Origin of the sequence: Arthrobacter sp. P2b (assembly GCF_900168295.1) — a bacterium.
GTDB lineage: Bacteria > Actinomycetota > Actinomycetes > Actinomycetales > Micrococcaceae > Arthrobacter.
The window spans coordinates 303,652-327,813 of sequence record NZ_FVZL01000004.1 but is presented as its reverse complement, the minus strand read 5'-3'; the positions used below and the strand labels follow the sequence as shown (position 1 = coordinate 327,813).

Sequence of the window (24,162 nt, the reverse complement as noted above, 5' to 3'; positions counted from 1 at the left end):
GACCACATGTTCCGCAACTACGACGGTGTCCTGAAGGTGGACGGCGAAGTGGGCAACAAGAAGACCTACGACCCCCGCGTCTGGGGCGCCTCCGCAGAAGCCGGCCTCGCAGCCCGCGTCGTGGAAGCCACCAGGCAGCTCGGCTCGGCCGGAAAGAAGCTGTGACACATGGGCCACCATCACCGGAATAATCTGCTCGAGACCGAGGTAAACCTCCTCGCGGAGTTGGAGCCATGCGCTGCGAAGCGTCAAAAAATAGTGCCACGGATTGACCTGCCTGTGGAGCTGGATGAAGGCGCCGCCTCCACACGAAAGCCCGAGCCGGCCGGCGAGGGGGAGGTATACGGCAAACGGCTGATTGACGGTTTTGACGGGGTACTCGCGGACCTGGACGGCGTCGTCTATACCGGGCCGCAGGCGATCGACGGCGCCACTGAAGCACTCGACAGGCTCGCCGGTGAGGGCAAGAGCCTGGCATACGTGACCAATAACGCTTCGCGCTCATCCGAGGAGGTTGCTGCCCATCTGCGCGAACTAGGAGCACCTGCCACCGCTGAGCAGGTGTTCGGGTCTGCCTTGGCCGGTGCAGAGCTGCTCGCCGGCACGGTTGAGGCCGGCGCGTCTGTACTCGTCGTCGGCAGTCGGATCCTCGCGGACTCCGTCCGGTCACAAGGTCTCGTCGTCGTACCCAGTTCGGATGACCGGCCAGACGCAGTCATTCAGGGATTTTCGCCCGAACTCGGCTGGAAAGACCTGGCAGAGGCTGCCTACGCGATCACGGCGGGCGCTACGTGGGTAGCTACGAATCTGGACATGACACTTCCGCAGGAGCGGGGGTTCGCTCCCGGAAACGGATCACTGGTGGCAGCGGTTGCCGCCGCCACCGGAAAAGCGCCTCTGGTGGCAGGAAAACCAGAAGCAGCCCTGTTCGAGACGGCCGCGCGCCACTCAAGCGTCAAGCGCCCTGTGGTTGTTGGCGATCGACTGGACACCGACATTTTGGGTGGAAACCGCGCAGGGATGGCCACAGTCCTCGTCCTCACGGGCGTGGATTCGGTCCAAACGGCACTCGTTGCCCCCGTAGACGAGCGCCCAAGCTACGTGATCCGTTCCCTGCGCGAACTCTACGAGGAGTACCCGGCAGTTACAGCCGAGGACGGTGCCTACTCCTGTGCCGGGGCAGTGGCCAGGGTGTTGGGTTCCGTGCTGAGCATCAACGGCCCTGAAGATGACCTCAACAGCTGGCGGGCAGCCTGCGCCGCATGGTGGGCGGCCCACGCTGATACGGCACCGGCCGCTAAACCGGAGATCGTGTTCACTCCGGTTCTTCGACAGCCAGGCTGAGCCGGTCCACCCCGTGCATGGCGTCGGCCGCCCTGACGAGGGTCAAGTGTGAGAATGCCTGGGGAAAGTTACCGGCCATCCGACCTTCATCGCTTGCGTACTCTTCGCTCAGCAGGCCGAGCTCGTTTGCGAGCCCCACGAGTTTGTCCATCAAGGTCTTTGCCTCGCCGTGCCGACCTGTGCGTGCGTATTGTTCCACCAGCCAGAATGAGCATGCGAGGAAAGGGTGTTCGCCCGGCTCCAAACCGTCAACGCCGCTCTCTGTCCGGTAGCGGAGCAAAAGGCCGTCGCCGGTAAGGAGTTCCTGCTCCAACCGTGCGACCGTGCCGAGCATGTGTTCGTCGTTGTACGGGAGGAAACCGACCTGGGGCATCACCAGTAACGCTGCGTCTGTTTGAGTTCCACCGTAGGTTTGCGTGAATGAGCCGATGCTCCTGTTGAATCCCTGGCGCATGATCTCCTCACGCAACCGGTCACGAAGGTGCTCCCACTTCTCAACATCGCCGGTCAGCCCGTGCAGCCGCACCGCCCGGACCGCGCTGTTGAAGGCGGCCCACATCATGACCCGGGAGTGGGTGAAGTATTGTGCTTCGCCGCGCATCTCCCAAAGCCCGAAGTCCCTGTCATCGATATGCTTTTCGACGAAGCCCAAGAGTGCCTGCTGAAGTGCCCAGGAGAAATGGTCCTCTTTTCCTCCGGCCATACGCAGTCTCTCCAGGGCCACCATCACTTCACCAACAACATCCGCTTGGAACTGCGATACGGCGGCGTTGCCAATGCGCACTGGCTTAGAGTCGGCGTAGCCAGGAAGGTGGGTGAGTTCGCGTTCCGGAAGTTCCCGCTCGCCCCCGACCCCGTACATGATCTGCATTTGCTCAGGGTCACCGGCGAGGGCGCGAAGGAGCCAGTTGCGCCACTGAAGGGCCTCTGTTTCATAGCCGTGGGTCAGCATCGACTCCAATGTCAGGGCTGCGTCGCGCAACCAGCAGTACCGGTAGTCCCAATTCCGCGGTCCACCGAAGTCCTCCGGAAGGGACGTGGTAGGCGCTGCGACGATGCCGCCGGTTTCCATGTGCGTGAGGGCGCGAAGTACCAACAATGACCGCTTAACGGCGCCTCCATAGGCGCCGTCTTGCCTGCAGTGGCTTCCCCACCGGCTCCAATACTCGGTAGCTACTTCGAGGGCGGCGTCAACGTCCGTCGCAGCCGGCACGGGGCGGTGTGAAGGGAACCACGCTAGTTCGAAATCCACCGTCTCGCCTTCGGAGACGAGGAAGGTTCCTTCATGTCCGTGCGCATGGGCTTGTGGCAGATGGGGTCCTCGCAGTGCGAAAGCATCCGGACCCGCCATTGCCAACAGAACCAACGATGCTGTCGGCCCACTGTCGATAACACGGCTCATCCACGGCAGGACAGTGGAATATCCTGGCCGGATCCGGAGTTCCTGCCGCATTTCCATGCTGCCGGCCAAACCTGTGACACGACGGACCAGGGAGGAACTGCTGTCTCCCAGGGGCATGAAATCCGTCACCAGGATGCGCCCGCCGGAAGCTTCCCAGACCGTTTGCAGCACAAACGTGGATTCGACGTAATGCCGGTCGACAACGGCTGCACCTGGATCGCTCGGGGCTAACAGCCAGTGACCGTGTTCATCAGAACCTACAAGGCGGCTGAACACAGACGGTGAATCGAAGCGCGGGAAACAAAGCCAGTCCACGCTGCCTTCACGGGAGATGAGAGGACCGGTCTGAAGATCCGAAAGCAACGCGTAATCCTCGATGAGTGCAGCCATGTCCACACTTTTTCACATTTCAGCATTGCCTCGCAGTAAGAAGGTGAATCCAGCCGTTCCCGCCGCTGAAGCGGACGTCACCGCGGCAATCAGTGCACCGCCATTTGCCCTGGAACCACTGCCGCCCAGCTGTACTGCGGCAAGGGCTTATTTCCCGACTATCAGCTTCAGCACTGGACTGCACCATTGCAGTCAACATGCCCCTGATGTCGGTTTCGTAGTTGTCCAACGCGTGGAAGTCGCGAAGTTCGCATAGGCGCCCGTAAAGGCATGCCGCGTCGTGCAATCGAAGGGCAATCGTAAGAACTGCCTCGTCGTTGACCGAAACAGTCAAGACTGGGGAAGTGGAGTCCGCTGCCGGGCAGGCCAGGGGCGTTGGGAGGTCTTCGAACGAGCCCTCGGCCATGTCGTTGATGGTGGCGGTCATCGGTGCTCCTTTGCGCCGTTTGTTGCTTTGCTTTTAATTGTGTGGCGGCCGGGGCAGGCACCTGAAAAAATCGGGCTGCTCAACGGGCACAAGCGGGACTACGAGCCACTGGCCACCGTAAAATTCGACGTACGAATCCGAGGGGCATCGTGCGTAAGCTTCTTCTCGTGTCATGCCGTGTCTGCCTTTCTTGCTGGAAGTTCCTGGAATGTCTTGGTCACCGGATACATACGCGAACTGCCGCACGAATCAAGCAGTCCAGATGTGATTCCTGTCACCCTTTTTATGTACTAGCAACTGTACGGCACTATAAAACCTATAGTCCAGCTTTTTTTATCGATTAATCGTGTTGTCTTGCCCGCATGGCTTCGGGTATGTGGCGCTAGGGGACACAGTCAAAGGAATCGCCCCGAATGGGTCGATTCAGGCTTCAACGCAAGCGAGCAATGAAGTCTTCACGGGAGGTTATGGCGGCACTGCTGCCCCTCGGGACCGGCCAGCCCTTCTATGGGGCGCGGCCAGAGGGCGGGCGCAGGCAGGCGCGCGGCCGTCTGGGCCTTTGGCCCGGAGTCCGCGCGAATAATCAGAGGGTGGCTGCCTTGGCGAGAAGAACCGCTTTTTGTTGTTCGTTGGCGGTGAGCGCGGCGGCCTGCAACAGTTCGGTTTTGGCTTCGTCGGTTCTTCCGAGTTTGGAGAGCAGCTCTCCGCGGATGCTTGGCAGCAGGTGTGAGTGGCGGAGGGTGCCTCCGGCAACGAGGCGGTCCACGATCTTCAAGGCGGCTGCAGGGCCGGTGGCCATGGACACTGCTACGGCGTGGTTCAGTTCGACGATGGGGCTGGGTGCCAGCCGTCCCAGGGCCTCGTAGAGCAGCACTATTTTGTTCCAGTCGGTTTCTTCGAAGCTGCGGGCGGTCGCGTGGCATTGCGCGATGGCCGCCTGAAGGCAGTAGTTGCCCCTTCCGCGGCCGAGCGCATCGGCACGTGCCAGTGATGCCAGGCCACGTCCTATTTGCGTCCTGTCCCAGCGTGACCTGTCCTGGTCAGCGAGCAGGATCGGGGTGCCGTCGTGCTTGACGCGAGCGGCGAACCGGGACGCCTGGAACTCCATCAACGCCACGAGGCCGTGGACTTCGGGCACCTGCGGAAGCAGGCCGGCAAGCACACGCCCAAGGCGCAGCGCTTCGTTGGCGAGGTCGGTCCGGATCCACTGGTGACCTGCTGTGGCGGCATAACCTTCGGTGAAGATGAGGTACAGCACCGCCAGCACCGAGCCCAGCCGCGCGTTCCACTCGTTCGGCTTGGGGGTGTCAAAGGGCACACGGGCGGCCGACAGGGTCTTCTTTGCCCGTACGATGCGCTGCTGGACGGTGGCGACGGGAACCAGCAGCATCCGGGCAATCTCCCCGGTGGTCAGCCCGCCCACGGTGCGAAGGGTCAGGGCGACCTGCCCCTCACGGGAGAGCACCGGGTGGCAGGCGATGAAGACCAGCCTGAGCACATCATCGGGGATGGGCTGCCACTGGTCCTCGGTCATCTCCGTAAGGTCGTGCGCGATTGCACGGTAGCGTTCGTCGAGCCGGTCCCGGCGGCGCCAGTTATCTATTGCCTTGCGTTTTGCCACGGCCGTAAGCCAGGCGCCCGGGTTATCCGGGACGCCTGACCCGGGCCACTGCGTGAGGGCGTCGATCAGGGCTTCCTGGGCGAGATCTTCCGCGAGGCCGACGTCGCCGGTCATCCTGGCAAGCGTTGCGATGATCCGCGCGCTTTCGATCCGCCACACGGCGTCCAGCGTGCGCTGGATCGCCGGTGTGGAGGTGCTTGAGGGTGTGTCGGCCACGCGGCTAGGGCTGGTTGAGTTCCTCGCGCCAGCCGGCTTCCTTTTGGAGGAATTCGTTGTCCGAGAAGTCTTCAAAGTCGCTCATATCGGTGACGCGGCGAACTTCGAGCTTGTTGCCCGGGCCCAGCGGGCAGCGGCTGGCCCACTGCACAGCTTCTTCCTTACTGGCGGTCTGGATGATCCAGAAACCATTGAACATTTCATGGGTCTCCCCGTAGGGGCCGTCGGTAACAATGGGGTTCTCGCCTGAAAAATCAACAACGAAAGCCTCGCTCATATCGTCGGCGAGCCCTTCACCGGCGAGCAGCACTCCCGCCTTCATGAGCGATTCGTTGTAGGCGCCCATGGCATTGATGATCTGTTCAATGTCCGCCGCTTCGTAGGCCTTTTTTGCCTCTTCGGTAGCGCGCATAATCAGCATGAACTTCACGGTTCTTCTCCTTCGTACTGAGAACGCCTGATGCGTCCTTCTACTATCGCGTCGAACGGGCCGGCATCAGATCGACAAGACAGGAAAAATTTTTTAGTCCGTCGGCTGCTCCGAAGGGGTCGTGCAGTCGGATCGGTCATTCTCTCGGGCAACCCGATCGTGGTGGATGCGCTTCGGTGCCCCGACCAGATCGGCGGGTACAGGAGGATCCTTCTCGTCATCAGATGTCATGAGGGTCATCCTAGGGGTTATCCATAAATGAACGCAGTACGTGTAGCCGTTCCCGCCACACAGGCGCGTCCACCTCAACAAGGACGCCACCACGGCAGGCGGGACTCCCGTTAAGCTCTACGTATGGAGGTTCGAGATTCTCCGGGAGATGCGACCAGGGACATTAATCAGGAGCTTAGCCAGCGGCGCGGCTGGCTTCTGACAGTCGCCGTCGGATTCGCCCTGCACATCCTCAGTTTTGTTATCGGGCTGAAGACGGTGGGGCCGCTGTGCGGCAGTCCTCTGCTTCCGAACAGCACCGCAGCCGAAATGGCCGACGTGCAGATGCGGACTACCGGGTTGGCGGCAGAGTGCTACCGGAATATCGATGCCGCTACGGTACCGGTCTGGATTCTGATGACGCTGGGAATCAGCCTCGTCCTTGTGGGGGTCGCCGTCCGGATAGTTGGTATCCGCCGGTCAGTTGACCGGTCCGAGAAGCCGGCCGCCGCGGGGCAGGACTAGGCGGCCTGCCGTTGGGGAGCAGGTGAAGCTACGCTGCGCGGGGCGCGTCAATAATGGCCATTTGGCCGGTCTCCGGGACGCCAGGGAACTGCGCCTGCGGTGCTTCGCCCCCAGTAGCCGCAGCCTCGTCCCCGGAGCGCATGCGGAACAGCGCTACAGCTGAGATGAGGAACCACGCAATGTTCGTGACCACGGACGGCCATGCCTCATGAAATGCACCGTTCACGATAAAGGCGCAGGAACCGAGGAGGTTCGCGATCTGGAAGCCCTTGCCGGCTTTGAGCCAACCCATGGATACGGCGAGGTACGCGCTGAGTATTGCAACCGCGCCTGCCCAGCCCGCAATTTCCCACAGCAGTTCCATGATGTCCCTTCACAGTTGATGCCCAGCCGATAATCACCCGGCGTAACTAGCCCTTTAGCAGCAATTATGAGCAGGCCCAAGCTTTAGATCAATTGCATTCCTCTGAAGACATGGTTTAGAACTGCTTAACATGGATATCGATCCGCGCCGGCTCCGTGTGCTCCTTGCGATTGCCCGTACCGGCGGCGTGCTCGCCGCCGCTGATGAGCTGGGAATTACGGCCTCTGCGGTCTCCCAGCAGCTCAACAAACTGGAGGAGGAAACAGGGCACTCGCTGGTCCTGCGCACACCCAAAGGGTCGGTGCTGACACCCGCCGGTCTGGCGATAGCCGAAGCCGGAGAAGAGATTGAACGCGCCCTCAGCGTCGCCCGCGCCCGGATCGAAGGCGGCGCCACCATTGCAGGCGTGGTGCGCGTCGGCGGCTTCACCAGCTTTGTCCGCACCGTGGTGATCCCGCGCCTCCCTGAGTGGCGAGTCCAGTACCCGCAATTGCAGATCCGGATGATTGAGGACGACTTCCCCGCCCTCATGCGGCTCCTCCGGCAGCGTGCCCTGGACGCCGTGGTGGTGGAACTCGATTCGACGACGTCCGGTGAACGTTCGCTGTCCGCCGGAATGACCGAGGAGCCCCTGCTGGACGAGCCCTGGAAACTGGTGGTTCCCGCCGGCGCCCTCCTTACCACCGAGAACATTGACCTTGGCCGCCTGCCATTTCCGTGGCTCGGCGTCGAGCCGTCAGCCGCCAACGCCTCGGTGCTCGGCCGGCTCCGCCAGTCAACGGGTGTCCCGATGGAAACCGTGCATCAGTATCAGGACACGCTGACCGCGCTGGCACTGGTGGCTGCCGGCGAGGGCGCAGCCATCGTGCCCACCCTGGCGCTGACGGGCGTTGTCCAGGACGGGGTTGACGTCCTGGACGTCCCCGGGCTGGGTACGCGGCGCATCGTCCTTCGGCGCTTCGACAGGCGGCGGTCCGCCGGCACGCCCGTGGACACGGTGGCCCGCCTTCTGCGGGAATCGGCCGCGGCCTTCGACACGCGCTCTACATCTTCCTAGCGGCGTCCCTACTTCTTCGTCAGCCGGTACCGTTCGATCTGTTTGAGCCGCCGCAGGAGGCTGTCCCGCCGCGGGTGCGGGACGGCGTCGGCCGGTTCTGCGGTGAGGTCGATGTGCTTGGTGCCGTACTGCCACAGCAGCAGGTCATCCAGCAGCCGGTCCGGGCCGGGGGAGTAGCGGTGGTCCAGCGCCTTGCGGACCTCGGTGATGCGGTTGGCACTGAGCAGCCCGGCCAGCTGCATGGTCTGGTTGAGGCCGTGGGCGGCGAGGAGCTCGGCAGCCCAGCCCCAGTCGTCGTCCACTTTCCGGTCCACGTGCGGCAGCAGGGTGCGCCACACGTCGCGGATCCGGTTGGGGGTCAACGGCGCCGCTCCCTCGCCGTCCGTGTCCCAGAAACTGCGCACTTCCTCGTACCGTTCGTGCAGGTCGGCGAACGCAGTTTCCACGGTTTCCAGCATGGCCGCCGTCGCGGTGAACTGGCGGTCGAAATGCGGGGTCCACGCCCTTGGGTCCTCCGCCTTGAACCGGATGTCGTGCTCGATCTCGCTCCAGGCGTGCGCGAAGATCGTGCGGATCTGGCATTCAAAAAAGTAGCTGCCGTTAGGCGCGATGTCCGGGTTGAAGACCTGCTGGTACTCCTTGACCGCCTCGTTCTGGATGGTCCGGAGGATCAGGTGGCGGCTGGAATACCCGTAGGTGCCGGACTCGATGGATCCGATGTCCTTCTCCCGGTCCCCCCGGCAGTCAAACAGTTGGCGCTGGCGCTTGATGATGTTGGCCACCGCGGCATTTTCCGCCGGCAGTTTGGTGATGACGCGGATCCCCACCATGTCGTTCAGGGTGCGGAACGGGTCCGGGAACTTCAGCACGGGAGGTCCGCCCGGCTCGAGCGGTTCTTCCGTCCGGGAAATCTTTTCCTTGAACGATTCCACGGTTTTGGTCCGGCCGGTCACGAACAGCGGGGTAACTTCGGAGTCCTTCAGCATGTCCCGCAGGATCAGCAGGACATCGCGCGTGACCAGCTTCAGGGCAGGGCGGACGCGCTCGTAAATCTCCACGTTGTGCTGCACGGATTCGCGCAGCGGCGCGTCCAGGCTTTCCCAGTGACTCGGCATGCTCCCAGCTTACGGCCGGGCTGTGACAGAACGACGGCGGCAGTAACCTTCAGCGTCCCGCGAGCGTTGAACCCCGCACCACCAGGGAACTTTCCAGGGTCAGGTCCGTCGGCTCCAGCGCCCGTCCTTCCATCAGCCGGCGCAGCTGTTCACCGGCCTTCAGGCCCAGGGGAGTGGCGGGCAGGTGCACGCTGGTGAGGCCGGGGCTGCTGGTGGCGGAGTAGGGAAGGTCGTCGAAGCCGGCCACGGCCAGCTCCTCCGGGATTTTCACCCCTGCCACGCGCGCTTCCTGCAGCACACCGTAGGCGTGCGTATCGGTGGCGCAGACGACGGCGGTGATCCCCTTCCGCTGCCAGTCCGGCCAGGCGTCGGCGAAGGCAGCCGCTGCCGCGCCGACGTCGATGGTTGTGCTCCGCACGTCGGCGGAATCCACCGTCATGCCGCGCGCCGCCGCCTCGGCCAGGAATGCATCGCGGCGGATGGCGAAGGTTGTGGTCCCGGTAACGCTGTCTAGGTAGGCCACCCGACGATGCCCGGCGTCGGCAAGATGCGCGGCCAGTTCCCGCGCTCCAGAGGCCACGTCCAGGTTCACGGCCGGCGCGAACGACTCCATCCCGGGTGCGTCCAGCAGCACCAGCGGCCCGGCGACGGACAGGTCCTCAAGGAAGTCGGCGTTCGGCGCATCCACCAGGAGCCCGGCCGGCCGTAGGGACATCAGCTTGCGGACGTCGGCTGCCTTCGGAAACTCGCCCGAGTCGGTGACGGACAGCAGCAGCTGGTAGCTGGGGCCCAGCGATTCGCGGACCCCGGCGATGACCTTGGCGAAGAACGGGTTGGAAATGTCCGGGGCCACCAGGATCACAATGGAACTGACGCCCCTGGCCAGGGAGCTGCCGATGCCGTCCACCACGTAGCCCAGCTCGGCAATGGCGTCCCGCACCCGGGAAATGTTGTCCTCGGAAACGCGGCCCGCGGTCTTGCCGTTGGCCACCAGTGACACAGTGGCCACCGAGACCCCGGCGCGCTCGGCAACCATGGCGGCCGTGATCCGCCGGTGGCGCGCCGGCTGCTGCACCTGTTCCACGGATTCCATACTTCGATGCTAGTAGCTAAACGGCTGTCCCGCGCAACCCATGGCATCAAGCGTTTGACGTGCGCGACGTTAAGCGTTTGACGTGACGGCCGAAACAGTGCCATGATCACTCCGGAATGCTGAGCCTCCTGCCACCCCAGGCAGGACCCCAATGACGTGGAGAACCATCGTGGAACCAAATCCCCAGCCCGCAAGCCAGCCCGGACGCACCAAAATCATCCTGGACTGCGACCCCGGGCACGACGATGCCGTGGCGCTGCTGCTCGCGCACGGCAACCCCGCCATCGACCTGCTGGCCGTCACCACGGTGGTGGGCAACCAGACCCTGGAAAAGGTCACCCGCAACGCCCTGGCCGTCGGCACCATCGCCGGCATCACCGGCGTCCCCTTCGCCGCCGGCTGCGGCCGCCCCTTGGTCCGCAGCATCGAAACCGCGCCGGACATCCACGGCGAGTCCGGCATGGACGGCCCCGCCCTCCCCGAGTCCACCATCGAACTGGACCCCCGCCACGCCGTCGACCTCATCATCGACACAGTGATGGCGCACGAGCCGGGCACCGTCACCCTGGTTCCCACAGCGGGCCTCACCAACATCGCCCTGGCCGCCCGCAAGGAACCGCGCATCGTGGAGCGCGTCAAGGAAGTTGTCCTTATGGGCGGCGGCTACCACGTGGGCAACTGGAGCGCGGTGGCCGAGTTCAACATCATCATTGACCCCGAGGCCGCCCACATCGTCTTCAACGAAAAATGGCCCGTGGTGATGGTGGGCCTCGACCTGACCCACCAGGCGCTGGCCACCCCGGACGTCGTCGAAAAGATCGCGGCCATCGGCACCAAACCCGCGAAGTTCGTCACGGAACTGATGGACTTCTTCGCCCACACCTACAAGGACGCGCAGGGCTTTGACTTCCCGCCCGTGCATGATCCGTGCGCCGTGGCCTACGTCATCGATCCCAGCATCGTCAGCACCCGCAAGGTGCCGGTGAACATCGAACTGCAGGGCACCTTGACCCTGGGCATGACCGTGGCGGACTTCCGTGCCCCGGCCCCGGCTGACTGCCACACCAGCGTTGCGGTGGACCTGGACCACACGAAGTTCTGGGACCTGGTCACCGACGCGCTGGTCCGCATCGGCGAGCCGTCCGACGCCGTCCGCCGCGAAGGCACGGCCCTCACCGCCGGAGGGGTCAAGTAAATGACTGCCACGATCACCGAACCCAAGACCGGCCGCGGCAACGTCACCGCGCTGATGATCGCCCTGCTGGCGGCCTGCGTGGCCTTCCAGCTCAACGCCTCCATGCTCAGCCCCGCCCTGGTCACCATGGGCGAAGAACTTAAAACGGACCAGGCCGTCATCGGGTTGTCGCAGACCTGGTTCTTCACGGCGGCCGCCCTGTTCTCCCTGTTCCTGCCCCGCCTGAGCGACATCATCGGCCGCAAGAAGGTCCTGCTGGGCATGATGCTGCTGATGGCCGCCGGCTCCGTCATCGCAGCCCTGGCACCGGATGTGACCTGGCTGTTCGTGGGCCGCATCATCCAGGGCGTCAGCGGGCCCACCGTCCCGCTCTGCCTGATCATGCTGCGTTCCGCCGTCAGCAACCCCCGCAAATACGGCACCCTGATGGGCCTTATCACCGCCGTGAACGGCGGCGTGGCCGGCGTCGATTCCTTTGTGGGCGGCTACTTCGCGGAGCACTACGGCTTCCGCAGCATCTTCTGGCTGATGGTGGTCCTTGCTGTTGTGGCCACTGCGCTGATCGCCTTCCTCGCCGCCGAGAGCAAGCCGGCGGCCGGCACCACCATGGACTGGCGCGGTGTGTTCTTCATCGTGGTGGCCGTGGGCGCCCTGCTGACAGCGCTTAACGAAGGCTCCAAGCTGGTGGGCGCCTTCTCCTCCGGAACCCTCGTACTGAGCCTCGCACTTGTGGCCGTCTCCGCCGTCGCGTTCCTCGCCTTCTGGCGGACGGAAAAGCGGGCCAGCCAGCCGATGGTTGAAACGGTGCACCTGCGCCAGCGTGCCACCTGGGCGCCGCTGCTCACCACCACCCTCACCATGACAGGCATCTTCGCCGTGATCAACGGCATCGTCCCCGCCTACGTCCAGGCCGCCGAGCCCGGCTTCGGCATCGGCCCCACGGAGATGTCGCTGATTATCCTCACACCGTACGCGCTGCTCGGCTGGCTCGTCGGCCCGCTGAGCGGCAAGCTGGCACCCGTCCTCGGCTACACCAAAGTGCTGCGCATCGGACTCCTCGGGAGTGTTGCCGCGCTCGCCATCATCGCGTTCCTTGGTCTCAACAGCCTGCCCCTGATGATCGCCGGCACGGTCTTGCTGGGCATCATGTACGCCGGTACGGTCAACATCATGCTCAATGGACTCGGCGTTGTCCTCTCGCCCGCAGGCAACCCCGGCTTCCTGCCCGGCATGAACGCCGGTGCCTTCAACCTCGGCGCGGGCCTGAGCTTCCTCATCCTGCCCGCCGTGCTGGTGGCGACGTCTGCACTCGGCGATGCGCAGGCGTCCTACCTGACCGTTGTGGTGGTGGGCCTGGCCCTGACCGTGGCCGCGTTCGCCGCCTCGTTGCTGATCCCCAAGCCGGTCGAGGCCGAGGTGGCCGAATGAGCGGCGGAACCACCGGCGCCGGAAAGACCGGCCGGATCGTCGTCGTCGGCTCCCTGAACGCGGACCTGACCATCTACTGCGAACGCCTCCCGCTGCCCGGCGAGACGGTGCACGGCAACGGCTTCGCCGTGAACCCGGGCGGCAAGAGCGCCAACCAGGCCGTCGCCGCGGGCCGGCTGGGCGGCCGGGTCAGCCTCGTCGGTGCTGTGGGGGAGGACCCCAACGGCGACATGCTGCTCGCCTCGGTTGCCGGGGCGGGCGTGGACGTGGGGCACGTCCGGACGTCCAGCGAGCCCACGGGCGTCGCGGTCATCGCCGTGGATTCGCACGGCGAGAACAACATCATCATCTCGGCCGGCGCCAACGGCACCCTCTCCCCGGCCGACGTCGCCGAGGCAGGCGACGTCCTGGACGGCGCCGCCGTCGTCAGCCTCTGCCTTGAAGTCGCCATGGAAACGGTGGTGGCAGCCGCGCAGGCAGGGCACGACGCCGGCGCAACAGTCCTGTTGAACCTCTCGCCGTACGCGGAGGTCCCCGCCGGCCTGGCCGTCCTCGCCGATGTCCTGCTGGTGAATGCGCACGAGGCCGCGCTGTTCCTGGGCGCCGGCGCGTCGGTGCCGGGCGCTGAGGCCGCCGCCGCAGAGTGGGACGCCGTGCGGCAGCGGTTCACGGAGCGGGGGATCCGGCAGGTGCTGGTGACGCTGGGTTCGCAGGGCTCCGTGGTGCTGGACTCGCTGGCCCGGCCTGGCGCCCGCGTGACGTTCATCAAGCCCACCAAGGTGGACGCTGTGGACACCACGGGGGCCGGAGATGCCTTCACTGGCGCGGTTGCCGTGCGGCTGGCCGCAGGGGATGCGCTCGCCGATGCTGCCGCGTTCGCTTCGGTGGCCGCGGCCCTGGCCACCACCCGGAAAGGCACGCAGGCGGCGTACCCGGAAGTAACCGACGTCCAACGGCGCCTGCTGGGGAGTCACGGCCCTTAACAGTTACAGGCCGGGCAAGTAATTAAGATAGCCTTACCTTGCCAAATTGCCGCGCGGTCCCGGAGCCGCCCCCTGAGAAGAGCCCCAACGTGCCCACTCGACGCTTACTCGCTGCCGCCGCAGGCCTGACAGTACTGGCATCCGCCCTGACCGGTTGCGGCATCATCGGTGGACAGCCTGCCGACCTGCAGATCTACTCAGCCCGCCACTATGACCTGGAGGGTGCGTTCGGGCAGTTCACGGACGAAACGGGCATCACCGTGGAGTTCATCAGCGGTGACGACGCGGAGCTTCTCGAGCGCCTGAAGGCCGAGGGGGAAGACTCTCCGGCTGACGTCTTCATGACGGTGGACGCCGGCAACCTGTGGAATGCGGCACGCCAGGATGAGCTCGCCGCCATTGATTCAGCGGCCCTCAACGAAGCAGTCCCGGAGGACCTCCGTGACGCGCAGGGGCGCTGGTTCGGGCTGGCCATGCGGGCACGCACCGTCACCTATAACCCCCAGAACGTGGATCCCGCTGACTTCGACGCGGCGGACACCTACGCCGGGCTGACGGACCCGAAGTGGAAGGGGCGGCTGTGCATGCGTGACGCCACCTCGTCCTACACCCAGTCCCTCGTCGCGAGCCTGATCGACCTGCACGGCCGGGAGAAGGCCCTGGAGATTGCCAAGGGCTGGGTGGCCAACGACGTTCAGATCATGAGCAACGACGTACTGCTGCTTGAGGCGATCGACGCCGGCACCTGCGACGTGGGGATCAACAACCACTACTACCTGGCCCGGACGCTGGAGGACAAACCCGATTTCAAGGTGGACCTCTACTGGGCAAGCCAGGAAGGCGCCGGGACGCACGTCAACATTTCCGGTGCTGGCGTGGTGGAGGGCTCCGACAACGCCGGGGACGCGCAGCGGCTCATCGAGTGGCTCGCCACGAAGGGCCAGAACGCCTTCGTCGACGCCAACCACGAATTCCCGGTCAACCCGGCAGCCAAACCCGAGCCGGTGATTGCGGGCTTTGGTGACTTCAAGCGGATGCCGCTGAACGCCGAAGCCTACGGCGACCTCAACGCCGCGGCCGTGGACCTGCTCGCCGAGGCCGGATACAAGTGACCGAAACGGCGGTCCTCGCTGAAGCGGGGACGCCGAAACGCCGTCCCCGCCGGACGGCCGGTGCCGGGCGCCCGGCGTGGTCCGCACTCGTGGTCCTGGTGGCCGTGGTGGTTGCCACCCCCGTGTTCGCCGTGGTTGTTGATGGCCTGGGCAGCGTGGGCGACACCGCACCGCCGCGGGGACTTTCCGGCATGGTGCTCACCACCCTGCTCCTGATGCTGGGAGTGGCAGCGGGCTCCCTCCTGGTGGGCGGCGGCCTGGCATGGCTCGTCACCGCCTACCGCTTTCCGCTGCGCAATGTCTTCGCCTGGCTGCTGGTCCTGCCCCTGGCCGTACCCGCCTACATCCTGGGCTTCGTCTTCCTCTCCGTCTTCGACGTGTCCGGGCCGGTGCAGACCGCCCTGCGTGCCGTACTGGGAACGGACGTCTGGGTCCCCGACGTCCGGTCGCTGCCGGGCGCGGTGCTGGTGATGTCGCTGTCCCTCTACCCCTACGTCTACCTCCTGGCGCGCACCGCGCTCAGTGAGCACGCATCCGGCACGTATGACGCAGCCCGGACCCTCGGTGCAGGGCGGGGACGCGCACTCCGGCGGGTCCTGCTGCCGCTCGCCAGGCCGTCGCTGGCCGCCGGCATGGCCCTGGTGATGATGGAGACGCTCACCGACTTCGCGACGGTGCAGTACTTCAACGTCCAGACCGTTTCCGTGGGTGTCTACCTGGTCTGGAAGGGCACCTTCAACTTCCACGCCGCAACCCAGCTGGCCGTCCTGGTCCTGCTGTTCGCCGTCGCCGTCCTGGCGGGGGAGCGGGTTCTGCGCGGCCGGGCACGCTATCACCGGCAGGGCGGAAGGGGACAGGGCCTGCAGCCGACAACGCTGCACGGTGGCCGCGGCTGGGCTGCCGCCGCTCTGTGCACGGCTGCCGTCAGCACAGGCTTCCTGATCCCCGTCCTCCAGCTGCTGGGATGGGCCGTGGGCGGGGCCGTCAAAAACCCCGGCTTCCTCGCGGATCCGCGCTTCGGAGAGTACATCCTCAACACCCTCCTGGTCGCGGCAGTCACCGCTGCGGCCTGCGTGTTCCTCTCCGTGGCAGTAGCGCACGGCGTCCGCCTCAGCGGGGGCAGGTTCGTCTCCTCCGCGGCGCAGCTGACAACCTTCGGTTACGCCGTACCGGGCGCAGTGGTGGGCATCGGCGTCCTCATCTCCTTCGCGGCACTGGATGATGCCCTCGAGGCTGCAGGAGTTCCCGGCGGTACCGGGCTGTTGGTCACGGGTTCGGTCCTGGGCATCCTTTACGCCTACGTGATCCGTTTCCTCGCCCCCGCCTACCAGGCCGTGGACGCCAGCTTCGCGAAAATCCCGGCAACCCTCACCTTCTCGGCGCTCAGCCTGGGCGCCGGGCCACGGCGCATCCTGGCGCGGGTCCATGTTCCCCTGGCACGGTCCGGGATTGCCGTGGCGTTGATGCTGGTGGCAATCGACGCCGTCAAGGAACTGCCCATCGTGTTGCTGCTCCGGCCCTTCGGCTTCACCACGGCGTCCGTCTGGGTCTACGAACTTGCCCGCGAAAACTTCTGGGAAAAGGCGTCGCTGCCCGCACTCGTGATCGTCGCAGCCGCCGTCCTCCCCGTCCTGGTCCTCGTCAGGCAAGCCCGCCGCAATGAAACACCTGGAAAGGCCCCGGCATGACCATTCGTGTGGCACGTGGAAAGCATCCTGCCGGCACGGACGGTGCTCCTGCAGCGCTCGTCTTCGAAGGCGTCAGCAAAAACTACGGCTCGGCCGTGGGCGTCGATACGCTGGAACTGTCAGTTCCGGCCGGTGAGCTGGTGACCGTCATCGGGCCGTCCGGCTGCGGCAAGTCGACCACCCTCCGCCTCGCCGCAGGGTTGGAACGGCCGGACAAGGGCACCATCAGGGTGGCCGGGGACGTCGTGGCGGACAAGCGCCGCTTCGTGGAACCCGAGCGGCGCCGGGTGGGGCTCGTCTTCCAGGACTACGCACTGTTTCCGCACATGACCGTGGCGCAGAACGTGGAGTTCGGGCTGGACCGGCTGAGCCGTGGTGAGCGCAAAGCCCGGGCCGGGGAAGTCCTGGACCTGGTGCGCCTTGCCCACTTTGCGGGCCGGTACCCGCACGAGCTTTCCGGCGGCGAACAGCAGCGCGTGGCGCTCGCCCGCGCATTGGCGCCCCGCCCCGCCGTCGTCCTCCTGGATGAGCCGTTCTCAAGCCTGGATGAGTCGCTGCGCGCGCAGGTGCGCCGGGACACCGTGGCAACGCTGCGTGAGGCCGGCACCACCGGCGTCCTCGTCACCCACGACCAGACAGAGGCGCTCTCCGTCGGCACCCGGGTGGTGGTGATGCGCGGCGGCGTCATCGAACAGGCGGACACCCCGGAGAAGGTCTTCGAGCAGCCCGCCACCAGATTTGTGGCCTCTTTCATGGGCGACGCGGACTTCCTCCCCGCCCATGTGCACCGCGCCCTCCTGACCTGCGAAATCGGCGTCGTTTCCACCGTGCCGGGGTGGGCCAACAGCGAGGCGGACGTGGACGTGGTGCTGCGGCCGCACGAGGTGGCGCTGCGCCCGGACCCCGATTCCCCGGCGCGCGTCTCGGCCGTCGAGTACCACGGCGCCTTTGTCCTTCACTACGTCAGGCTGGCCTCGGGACGCACCGTGCGCTCCTGGCAGCCCCACACCGTCCGCCACCCCGTGGGAACAGCGGTGGCCGTGACCGTAGCGGCAGGGACCACGCCCACGCTGCTGCTGGGCGACCACGCCATCACTTCCCCGCCCCCGGGCAGCTCCCTGCATCAACGGTCGCCCGAGCCCGTCCAGCTAAGTTAGGCCAGCTTTATGTCCACATATACCGCCCCGGTGACGCAATGACCGCGCAGCCAGACCTCGCCCGGGCCGCTTTCACCGACCTCGCCCGCCACGGCGACCGTCCGGCAGTGCTCAGTGCTGACGGCGTCCTGTCCTACCGGGAGCTTGCCTCCCGCGTTGACGACGCCGCCGCCCGCCTGGGAACGGCACGCCGGCTGGTGGTGCTGGCAGCGCAGAACGACCTGGACTCGCTGGTGGCCTACCTCGCAGCCCTGTCCGCCGGCCACGTCCTGTTGCTGGCCCCGGCCGACAAACCGGAGGCCCTCGCGTCCCTCATGCACGCCTATGACCCGGACGTGCTGCTGCGCTCCGGCGACGGCCACGGGGTGCCCGTGCTCGAGGAGCGGCGCAACGGCTCCCGGCACCACCTGCATCCTGAACTGGCGCTGCTGCTCAGCACCTCGGGCTCGACGGGCTCGCCGAAACTGGTGCGCCTCTCCCACACCAACCTCACGGCCAACGCCGAGGCCATCGCCGAGTACCTGGGCATTGGGGCCGATGACAGGGCCGCCACCACGCTGCCCCTGCATTACTGCTACGGCCTGTCAGTTGTGAACAGCCACCTGATCCGCGGGGCAGGGCTGGTGCTCACGGACCTCTCGGTGGTAGACCCCTGTTTCTGGGATCTCTTCCGGGATCGGCAGGCCACCTCCTTCGCGGCCGTTCCCTACACCTTCGACCTCCTGGACCGGGTCGGCTTCGCGGACGCGGACCTGCCGCACCTGCGCTACGTCACCCAGGCCGGCGGGCGGCTGGCACCGGAGAAGGTGCGCGCCTGGGCGGAAACCGGGCAGCGCCGCGGCTGGGACCTCTACGTGATGTACGGGGCAACGGAGGCCACCGCCCGGATGGCCTACCTGCCGCCGGACCTGGCCGCCGACCATGCCGAAACCATCGGCGTCCCCGTGCCGGGCGGATCCTTCCGCATCGACCCGGTGGAGGACCTGGCAGACGGGGAACTGGTCTACAGCGGCCCCAACGTTATGCTCGGGTACGCCGAGCACCCCTCAGACCTCGCGCTCGGCCGGGAAGTCCACGAACTGCGCACCGGCGACCTCGCCCGCCGGCAGCCCAACGGGCTGTACGAGGTGGTGGGGCGGCGCAGCCGGTTCGTGAAGATCGTGGGCCTGCGCGTGGACCTCGGGCAGGTGGAGCGGATCCTTGCCGACATGGGGATCACCGCGGCCGCCGCCGGCACGGACGACCGCCTGGTAATTGCCGTCGAAGGCGGGCACGACGGGGGAATCCTCGCCAAAACCCTGGCCGGCACGCTGGGGCTGCCCCGCGCCGCCGTCGTGATCCATGCTGTGGAAGCCCTGCCGCGCCTGGCCACCGGCAAGGTGGACTACCCGGGGGTCCTTGCCCTTGCCGCTCCGGAGCCCGCTGCTGCGGGTGCCGCCGGTGCAACCAGCGCCGCCGTTGCGGATGACGCGGCAACAGGCACGGCCGCTCCCGCAGGTCCGCCCCCCGCCGGCCGCGCCGACGACATCCGGATCATTTTCGCCGAAGCCCTGGAGTGTCCCGTTGTGGGGGACGATGACACGTTCGTCTCCCTTGACGGCGACTCGCTGTCCTACGTGGCAGTCTCCGTGCAGCTGGAACGCGTCCTGGGACAGCTTCCCGCCGACTGGCACCTCTTGCCGGTGCGGGAACTGGAGCGCCGCAGGAAGCCCCGGCGGCGGAGCCCCTTCTCGTTCCTGGAGACCTCGATTGTGCTCCGGGCCGTCGCCATCGTGTGCATCGTGGCCACGCACGTGGAGCTGATCATGTTCCAGACCGCACACCTGCTCTTCGCGGTGGCCGGCTACAACTTCGCACGGTTCCAGCTGGCCGACCAGCGGGTTACCCGGCTGCGCCGCCAGCTCCGCGGCGTTGCCAGGATAGTGGTGCCGTCCACGGCCTTCATCGCCGTGGCCTACCTCCTCACGGACCACTACACGGTGGCCAACATTTTCCTGCTCAACGCCATGGTGGGGCCCGAGGCGGTGACCACGCAGTGGCATTTCTGGTTCGTGGAGCTGCTGGTGTACATCCTGCTGGCCGTGGCAGCGCTCATGGCCGTGCCCTGGGTTGACCGGCTGGAGCGCCGGGCGCCCTTTGCCTTCGCACTGGGCCTGGTGGCCATCGCGCTGCTGAGCCGGTACGACATCGTGGATCCCGGCCTGCCCAAGCCGCCGCCCGTCTTCTGGATCTTCGCGCTCGGCTGGGCACTCGCGCGGGCCCGCACGCACCTCCACAGGATCACTGTCTCCGCCATCACCCTGGTGACCCTGCCGGGCTTCTTTGGCAGCAGCGTCAGGGATGTCACCGTCGCCGCAGGCATCCTGCTGCTGGTGTGGGTGCCGGCGCTGCCGGTGCCCGCGTTCCTGCGCCGGGTCATCGGCTGGCTGGCCGCGGCGTCGCTGTACATCTACCTCACCCACTGGCTGGTCTACCCGCTGCTGCTTCCCGTCAACCCGGTCCTGGCCGTCGTCGGGTCCCTCGTGCTGGGGGTGGGCTACTGGGCCCTGTGCCGGTGGCTGCCCGCTGCAGCCGGGCGGCTCTGGGCCAGGCGGTTCAGTTCAACAGCCAGGCCGCGCCAAGCAGCAGGGGCACCGCAAGCACCGAGGTGATCACCGCCGTCGACTGCGCAAGGCTCTGCCCCACGCGGTAACGGACGGCGTACAGGACGACGTTCTGGCCGGTGGGGAGGATGGCGCAGGCCGTGACGACGAACGTGCTGAACGCATCCAGGCGGAACACGAACACGGCCAGCACCCACGCCAGGGCGGGCTGGACGGCTGATTTGAGGATCACGGCCACCGTGGTTGGCGCACCGTCGCCGTTGGTGCCGCGGGGCGACAGGCCGTGCAGCGACATGCCGAAAATGATCAACATGAGGGGGACGGTCACCTGGGCGATCAGCGACAGCGGATCCAGGATCAGTTCAGGAACCGGGATACCGACGGCGCTGACGATGATTCCAAGGATGGCCGCCACCGTCACGGGGTTGCGGAAGGGCGTGGCCAGGATGCGCCCGATGGAGGGCTTTTCCGCGTCGGGATCGCTGAGGTCCAGGATGGTCAGGGCGATCGGGGTGATCACGGCGAGCTGGAACAGCATGATGGGCGTGACGTAGGTGGCGCTGCCCAGCACGTAGGACGACAGCGGGACGCCGAGGTTGGTGGAGTTCACGATGCCGGTGGCCAGTGCTCCGATGGTTGTCCTGCGGACGCCCCATCTGGCGATGGCGCCGATGATGGCGAACACGGCCATCATGGCTGCCGCCGTGGCCACGGAGATCAGGCCTGTTGTGCTGAGGACGTCGGAGATGTGCCGGGAGGCGATCAGGGAGAACATCAGGCTGGGCAGCCCCACCAGGAACGTCAGGGTGGAGAGCACCTTTGTGCCGTGCGGGCCCAGGGCGTTGGTTTTGCCCAGGATGTAGCCCACCAGCATGACCGCGCCCACCACAAAGAAGCCCTTTAAGACTCCATCCAAGATACTGTCCTCAATGTCGGTCCGCCGTCAGTGCGGTGGTTCGTCCCGCCGGGCGACCGAATGGGGAGCCCGCTCCATCAGATGCTATCGGTGGGGGCGGCGCGGTGATCAATCCGGGCGGTCAGTCCGTCGATCCGGTCAAGCGCGGTGCTGAGGCGTTCCACGGCGGACCACAGGTCCTGGTGCTGTTCACGGATCTGCTCAAGGGTGGCGCCCGCGGACCGCAGCGACGCAAGGTCGAAGCTGACGTTGGTCCGCGCTCCGGCCACCGCCGCACGCAGTGCCCCGAACGCGACGACGACATCGGCAATGAGCGCAGGGTTGCCGTTGGTCGCCAGCCAGGCCAGGTCATCGACGGCTTCGATGGCGCGCTCGCCGAGCACGGCCGATGACTTGGCGGCGTCGAGTGACGCGCTGTGGATGGCTTCCTCCCGGTCCGGACCCGGATCCAGGCGGAAGGCGGCACCAAAGGCCTGGGACGCCGTCGCATCCTCATCGGCGAGCTGCAGGGCCTCCCGCCGGAGGGCCTGGGCCCGCTCCCGGATCTCCGCCACTTCCGCGGCCTCGTGCTCTTTCGGTTCCGTGTAGCCGGCAACCATGGACGTCAGTGACGCCGCCACGGCAAGCATCAGCCCGGACCCGGCGCCACCGCCAGGGGAACCGGTGGACTGGGCCAGGGCCTCCGTCCATTCATCGACCGTCGAGTCTTGGGTAGTAATAGTTTCCGCAGCATCCATGACAACACCGTGCCCAGAAACGGTCCCGGCCAAACGGGGAGGTCCATTCCGGGGCCTTCGGCGATGCTTACATGATGCCTGTGGGCACCAGCAGGACCCATGCCAGTGCCGGGGCGGTCAGCACCACGGCTCCGGCGTAGATCATCAGCTGCTTGTAGACGCGCTGCCTGTCGTTTTCGCGGGCGTTGGCCACTACAAGGGCACCGTCGGTGGAGAACGGGGAAACGTCGACGACGGTGGCGGCAATGGCGAGTGCTGCCACCGTTCCGGAGGCGCTGAGGGTGCTGGTGGCCAGGAGCGGGCCGGCCAGGGGGATGAAGGCGGTGAGCAGCGCCGTCGAGGAGGCGAAGGCCGAGCCGACGCCTATCACGTAGCAAAGGACGAGTGCGATGAGCAGCGGTGCTCCCAGTGCCAGGGCCTGCTCGGCGAGGGTGTCGATGACTCCGACGTGCTGGAGCAGGGAGACGTAGGTGATCATGCCGGCCACCAGCAGGACTGTGGACCAGGAAATGCCGCCGATGAACGTCTGGTGTTCCTTGATGTTGATGAGGGCCAGCAGGAGGCCCGCGGAGAGGGCAACAAATCCAATCGGCATGCGGAAGCCCAACGTGCAGACAAGCATCGCAACGATCAGCACCAGGGTGAGGATCTGCTGGCCGTGCGGCCTGATGGTGACCGGTACTACCAGGTCGGCGTGCTGGCCCTTTTCGCCGTCCCGAAGGCGCCCCAGGAGGGCGAAAATGACGATTGTCAGGACGGACAGGATGAGGTTGAGGGCGAAACTGGCCGTGAAGAGGGCACCCTGGGAGATGGGGAAGCCGTTGTCCAGCGCGATGTCATGGACCAGCACGCCCGCCACGGACAGCGGGGAGAAGCCGCCCGCGTGCGCTCCGTTGATGATGAAGGCGCCCATCAGGACGGGATGGATGCGCGACTCGTAGGCGAATCCGATTGCCGCGGGTGCCAGCAGTGCGACGGCGGCAGGGGAGAAGGTGCCCAGCGCCGTCAGCGCCGCGGCCAGCAGGAAGAAGACCCAGGGAAGCACCAGAGTCTTGCCCCGCACGAGGCGGACGCAGCTCTGGACGATGATGTCGATGGTGCCGTTCCGCTGCGCCATGCTGAAGAAGTAGGTGACACCGATGATGGTCAGGACGATGCTGGCAGGGAATTCCGCAAGGATTTCCCGGTCCGTCATTCCGAGCATGAAGTAGCCGATGCCGAAGGATGCCACCAGGCCCATCACACCGATGTTCAGCGGCCATTTCGTGGCCACGATGAACATCACCACGAGGACGACGAGCGGGACGATCTGGGTCGCGGTCATGGTCGGCTCCGAATCCGTGGTGGCCGCCGGGGTGAAGAGGTTCCCTCCCAGCACGATGGCCACCAGACTCAGAAGCGCGAAACCGGCAGCCGCAATCAGTAGGATACGGCGGCGGGGCCGGGGCCCGGGACTGTGCTCCCGGGAATCGCCCTCCGGGGCGGCGGTCTGTTGCTCGGTGCTAATCATGTGGTCTCCTCATGGATCGGGTCCCCGTATGCAGGGTGCTGGGGCGTGCGAAGGAGGCAGGGTGACTGGTTGGTCCCCCTGCCTCCTTCTGATGCTGTCCCGCGCCGCGCCCGTCCTTCGGGGTTCCTGTTGCGATGGAATGCGGGGTGGGACATGCCTGCCGGGCGTTACCGGCAGCCAGTGGGGGACCGGATGGAGGCGGTCCCGCCGGATGGTTGGTTGAACAGTGCGGTCAGTTGAGCCGGTCTGCGCGGACGGCGAGTACGGGGCAGGTGGCGTCCAGCAGGATGCGCTGGACTGTGCTTCCCAGGATGAGTTTCCCCACCATGGAGCGGTGCCGCAGGCCGATGACGATCATGTCCACGTTCCGGTCCTGGGCGATCTGGATGACTGCGTCGCCGGGGTCTGCGAGGACCGAGGATTCGAGATGCAGTGCCTGCCCTGCTGCCTGCAGCCGGTCTTCGATGTCCTTCAGGTCTTTGGCCTCCAGGCCGTGATGGCCGCGGCCAACATGGACCACAAGGAGGTCTGCTTTCCTGAGTACTGCTTCGGCGATGCCCTGGGTGAGGGCTTCGCGGCCCTCAGGCGCGGGGGCGTAGGCAACGAGAACCGTCATGGTTTTTCTCTTCCGTCGTTTTC

General features: G+C 66.0%; 21 protein-coding genes and 1 pseudogene. 11 read left to right on the top strand and 11 right to left on the bottom strand.

The window, feature by feature from the left end; translation table 11 throughout:
• A pseudogene (locus B5520_RS22405) lies at window positions 1-165 on the top strand (class II fructose-bisphosphate aldolase); the annotation flags it as partial.
• A gap of 189 nt (window positions 166-354) precedes the next feature.
• Complete coding sequence (locus B5520_RS10495) at window positions 355-1,344, top strand: HAD-IIA family hydrolase (RefSeq protein WP_079597022.1); 990 nt, start codon at window positions 355-357, stop codon at window positions 1,342-1,344.
• Here the strand turns inward: B5520_RS10495 and B5520_RS10490 are convergent.
• The 4 genes from B5520_RS10490 to B5520_RS10475 form a co-directional block, all read right to left on the bottom strand.
• Complete coding sequence (locus B5520_RS10490) at window positions 1,316-3,136, bottom strand: glycoside hydrolase family 15 protein (RefSeq protein WP_079597021.1); 1,821 nt, start codon at window positions 3,134-3,136, stop codon at window positions 1,316-1,318. The genes B5520_RS10495 and B5520_RS10490 overlap by 29 nt on opposite strands.
• A gap of 19 nt (window positions 3,137-3,155) precedes the next feature.
• Window positions 3,156-3,563 carry a hypothetical protein gene (locus B5520_RS10485; protein ID WP_079597001.1) on the bottom strand — a complete coding sequence of 136 codons (408 nt, stop codon included), beginning with the start codon at window positions 3,561-3,563 and terminating at the stop codon, window positions 3,156-3,158.
• 583 nt (window positions 3,564-4,146) lie between these two features.
• Window positions 4,147-5,400: an RNA polymerase sigma factor gene (locus B5520_RS10480; RefSeq protein ID WP_254865540.1), complete on the bottom strand. Its 1,254-nt coding sequence runs from the start codon at window positions 5,398-5,400 to the stop codon at window positions 4,147-4,149.
• Window positions 5,401-5,404: 4 nt separating this feature from the next.
• Complete coding sequence (locus B5520_RS10475) at window positions 5,405-5,830, bottom strand: YciI family protein (protein WP_079596999.1); 426 nt, start codon at window positions 5,828-5,830, stop codon at window positions 5,405-5,407.
• 354 nt (window positions 5,831-6,184) lie between these two features.
• On the opposite strand from B5520_RS10475, the gene B5520_RS10470 reads away from it, so the two are divergent.
• Window positions 6,185-6,565 carry a hypothetical protein gene (locus B5520_RS10470; RefSeq protein WP_079596998.1) on the top strand — a complete coding sequence of 127 codons (381 nt, stop codon included), beginning with the start codon at window positions 6,185-6,187 and terminating at the stop codon, window positions 6,563-6,565.
• A gap of 28 nt (window positions 6,566-6,593) precedes the next feature.
• Here B5520_RS10470 and B5520_RS10465 read toward each other — a convergent pair whose 3' ends face one another.
• Complete coding sequence (locus B5520_RS10465) at window positions 6,594-6,929, bottom strand: CBU_0592 family membrane protein (RefSeq protein ID WP_079596997.1); 336 nt, start codon at window positions 6,927-6,929, stop codon at window positions 6,594-6,596.
• 130 nt (window positions 6,930-7,059) lie between these two features.
• On the opposite strand from B5520_RS10465, the gene B5520_RS10460 reads away from it, so the two are divergent.
• Window positions 7,060-7,986 carry a LysR family transcriptional regulator gene (locus B5520_RS10460; RefSeq protein WP_079596996.1) on the top strand — a complete coding sequence of 309 codons (927 nt, stop codon included), beginning with the start codon at window positions 7,060-7,062 and terminating at the stop codon, window positions 7,984-7,986.
• A gap of 8 nt (window positions 7,987-7,994) precedes the next feature.
• On the opposite strand, the gene B5520_RS10455 is transcribed toward B5520_RS10460, so the two are convergent.
• A complete protein-coding gene (locus tag B5520_RS10455) occupies window positions 7,995-9,101 on the bottom strand; it encodes a GTP pyrophosphokinase (RefSeq protein WP_079596995.1) in 1,107 nt (368 codons plus the stop codon).
• A 49-nt stretch (window positions 9,102-9,150) separates the two neighbouring features.
• On the bottom strand, window positions 9,151-10,194 hold the full coding sequence (locus B5520_RS10450) for a LacI family DNA-binding transcriptional regulator (protein WP_079596994.1): 1,044 nt from the start codon (window positions 10,192-10,194) through the stop codon (window positions 9,151-9,153).
• A gap of 151 nt (window positions 10,195-10,345) precedes the next feature.
• Between B5520_RS10450 and B5520_RS10445 the strand changes: the two genes are divergently transcribed.
• The 7 genes from B5520_RS10445 to B5520_RS10415 all read left to right on the top strand — a co-directional run bounded on the left by B5520_RS10445 (window position 10,346) and on the right by B5520_RS10415 (window position 20,408).
• Window positions 10,346-11,389 carry a uridine-preferring nucleoside hydrolase UriH gene (locus tag B5520_RS10445; protein WP_079596993.1) on the top strand — a complete coding sequence of 348 codons (1,044 nt, stop codon included), beginning with the start codon at window positions 10,346-10,348 and terminating at the stop codon, window positions 11,387-11,389.
• Complete coding sequence (locus B5520_RS10440; RefSeq protein ID WP_079596992.1) at window positions 11,390-12,817, top strand: uridine transporter UriT; 1,428 nt, start codon at window positions 11,390-11,392, stop codon at window positions 12,815-12,817.
• Window positions 12,814-13,800 carry a ribokinase gene (locus tag B5520_RS10435; RefSeq protein WP_079596991.1) on the top strand — a complete coding sequence of 329 codons (987 nt, stop codon included), beginning with the start codon at window positions 12,814-12,816 and terminating at the stop codon, window positions 13,798-13,800. Before B5520_RS10440 ends, B5520_RS10435 begins: the two co-directional genes overlap by 4 nt.
• Before the next feature lie 89 nt (window positions 13,801-13,889).
• Window positions 13,890-14,912 carry an extracellular solute-binding protein gene (locus tag B5520_RS10430; RefSeq protein ID WP_079596990.1) on the top strand — a complete coding sequence of 341 codons (1,023 nt, stop codon included), beginning with the start codon at window positions 13,890-13,892 and terminating at the stop codon, window positions 14,910-14,912.
• Window positions 14,909-16,600 carry an ABC transporter permease gene (locus B5520_RS10425; RefSeq protein ID WP_079596989.1) on the top strand — a complete coding sequence of 564 codons (1,692 nt, stop codon included), beginning with the start codon at window positions 14,909-14,911 and terminating at the stop codon, window positions 16,598-16,600. Before B5520_RS10430 ends, B5520_RS10425 begins: the two co-directional genes overlap by 4 nt.
• A complete protein-coding gene (locus B5520_RS10420) occupies window positions 16,597-17,757 on the top strand; it encodes an ABC transporter ATP-binding protein (RefSeq protein ID WP_079596988.1) in 1,161 nt (386 codons plus the stop codon). The genes B5520_RS10425 and B5520_RS10420 overlap by 4 nt, the downstream gene beginning before the upstream one ends.
• 38 nt (window positions 17,758-17,795) lie before the next feature.
• Complete coding sequence (locus B5520_RS10415) at window positions 17,796-20,408, top strand: AMP-binding protein (protein WP_079596987.1); 2,613 nt, start codon at window positions 17,796-17,798, stop codon at window positions 20,406-20,408.
• On the opposite strand, the gene B5520_RS10410 is transcribed toward B5520_RS10415, so the two are convergent.
• From B5520_RS10410 to B5520_RS10395, 4 genes are all read right to left on the bottom strand, one after another.
• Window positions 20,353-21,276, bottom strand: a complete 924-nt coding sequence (locus tag B5520_RS10410; protein ID WP_079596986.1) for an AEC family transporter — start codon at window positions 21,274-21,276, stop codon at window positions 20,353-20,355. The two genes, B5520_RS10415 and B5520_RS10410, sit on opposite strands and share 56 nt — an antisense overlap.
• 77 nt (window positions 21,277-21,353) lie before the next feature.
• Window positions 21,354-22,013: a cyclodeaminase/cyclohydrolase family protein gene (locus tag B5520_RS10405; protein WP_079596985.1), complete on the bottom strand. Its 660-nt coding sequence runs from the start codon at window positions 22,011-22,013 to the stop codon at window positions 21,354-21,356.
• A gap of 67 nt (window positions 22,014-22,080) precedes the next feature.
• Entirely contained in the window at window positions 22,081-23,523 is a 1,443-nt protein-coding gene (locus tag B5520_RS10400) for an SLC13 family permease (protein WP_079596984.1), read from the bottom strand.
• Window positions 23,524-23,755: 232 nt separating this feature from the next.
• Window positions 23,756-24,139: a universal stress protein gene (locus B5520_RS10395; RefSeq protein ID WP_079596983.1), complete on the bottom strand. Its 384-nt coding sequence runs from the start codon at window positions 24,137-24,139 to the stop codon at window positions 23,756-23,758.
• Window positions 24,140-24,162: the final 23 nt, after the last annotated feature.

Bases quoted from the DNA above. Each gene is read 5' to 3' on its own strand.
- B5520_RS10460 (WP_079596996.1), top strand. From the start codon at position 7,060: ATGGATATCGATCCGCGCCGGCTCCGTGTGCTCCTTGCGATTGCCCGT.
- B5520_RS10470 (WP_079596998.1), top strand. From the start codon at position 6,185: ATGGAGGTTCGAGATTCTCCGGGAGATGCGACCAGGGACATTAATCAG.
- B5520_RS10485 (WP_079597001.1), bottom strand. From the start codon at position 3,563: ATGACCGCCACCATCAACGACATGGCCGAGGGCTCGTTCGAAGACCTC.
- B5520_RS10445 (WP_079596993.1), top strand. From the start codon at position 10,346: ATGACGTGGAGAACCATCGTGGAACCAAATCCCCAGCCCGCAAGCCAG.
- B5520_RS10405 (WP_079596985.1), bottom strand. From the start codon at position 22,013: ATGGATGCTGCGGAAACTATTACTACCCAAGACTCGACGGTCGATGAA.
- B5520_RS10395 (WP_079596983.1), bottom strand. From the start codon at position 24,139: ATGACGGTTCTCGTTGCCTACGCCCCCGCGCCTGAGGGCCGCGAAGCC.
- B5520_RS10435 (WP_079596991.1), top strand. From the start codon at position 12,814: ATGAGCGGCGGAACCACCGGCGCCGGAAAGACCGGCCGGATCGTCGTC.
- B5520_RS10440 (WP_079596992.1), top strand. From the start codon at position 11,390: ATGACTGCCACGATCACCGAACCCAAGACCGGCCGCGGCAACGTCACC.
- B5520_RS10400 (WP_079596984.1), bottom strand. From the start codon at position 23,523: ATGATTAGCACCGAGCAACAGACCGCCGCCCCGGAGGGCGATTCCCGG.
- B5520_RS10450 (WP_079596994.1), bottom strand. From the start codon at position 10,194: ATGGAATCCGTGGAACAGGTGCAGCAGCCGGCGCGCCACCGGCGGATC.
- B5520_RS10415 (WP_079596987.1), top strand. From the start codon at position 17,796: ATGACCGCGCAGCCAGACCTCGCCCGGGCCGCTTTCACCGACCTCGCC.
- B5520_RS10420 (WP_079596988.1), top strand. From the start codon at position 16,597: ATGACCATTCGTGTGGCACGTGGAAAGCATCCTGCCGGCACGGACGGT.
- B5520_RS10465 (WP_079596997.1), bottom strand. From the start codon at position 6,929: ATGGAACTGCTGTGGGAAATTGCGGGCTGGGCAGGCGCGGTTGCAATA.
- B5520_RS10455 (WP_079596995.1), bottom strand. From the start codon at position 9,101: ATGCCGAGTCACTGGGAAAGCCTGGACGCGCCGCTGCGCGAATCCGTG.
- B5520_RS10490 (WP_079597021.1), bottom strand. From the start codon at position 3,136: ATGGCTGCACTCATCGAGGATTACGCGTTGCTTTCGGATCTTCAGACC.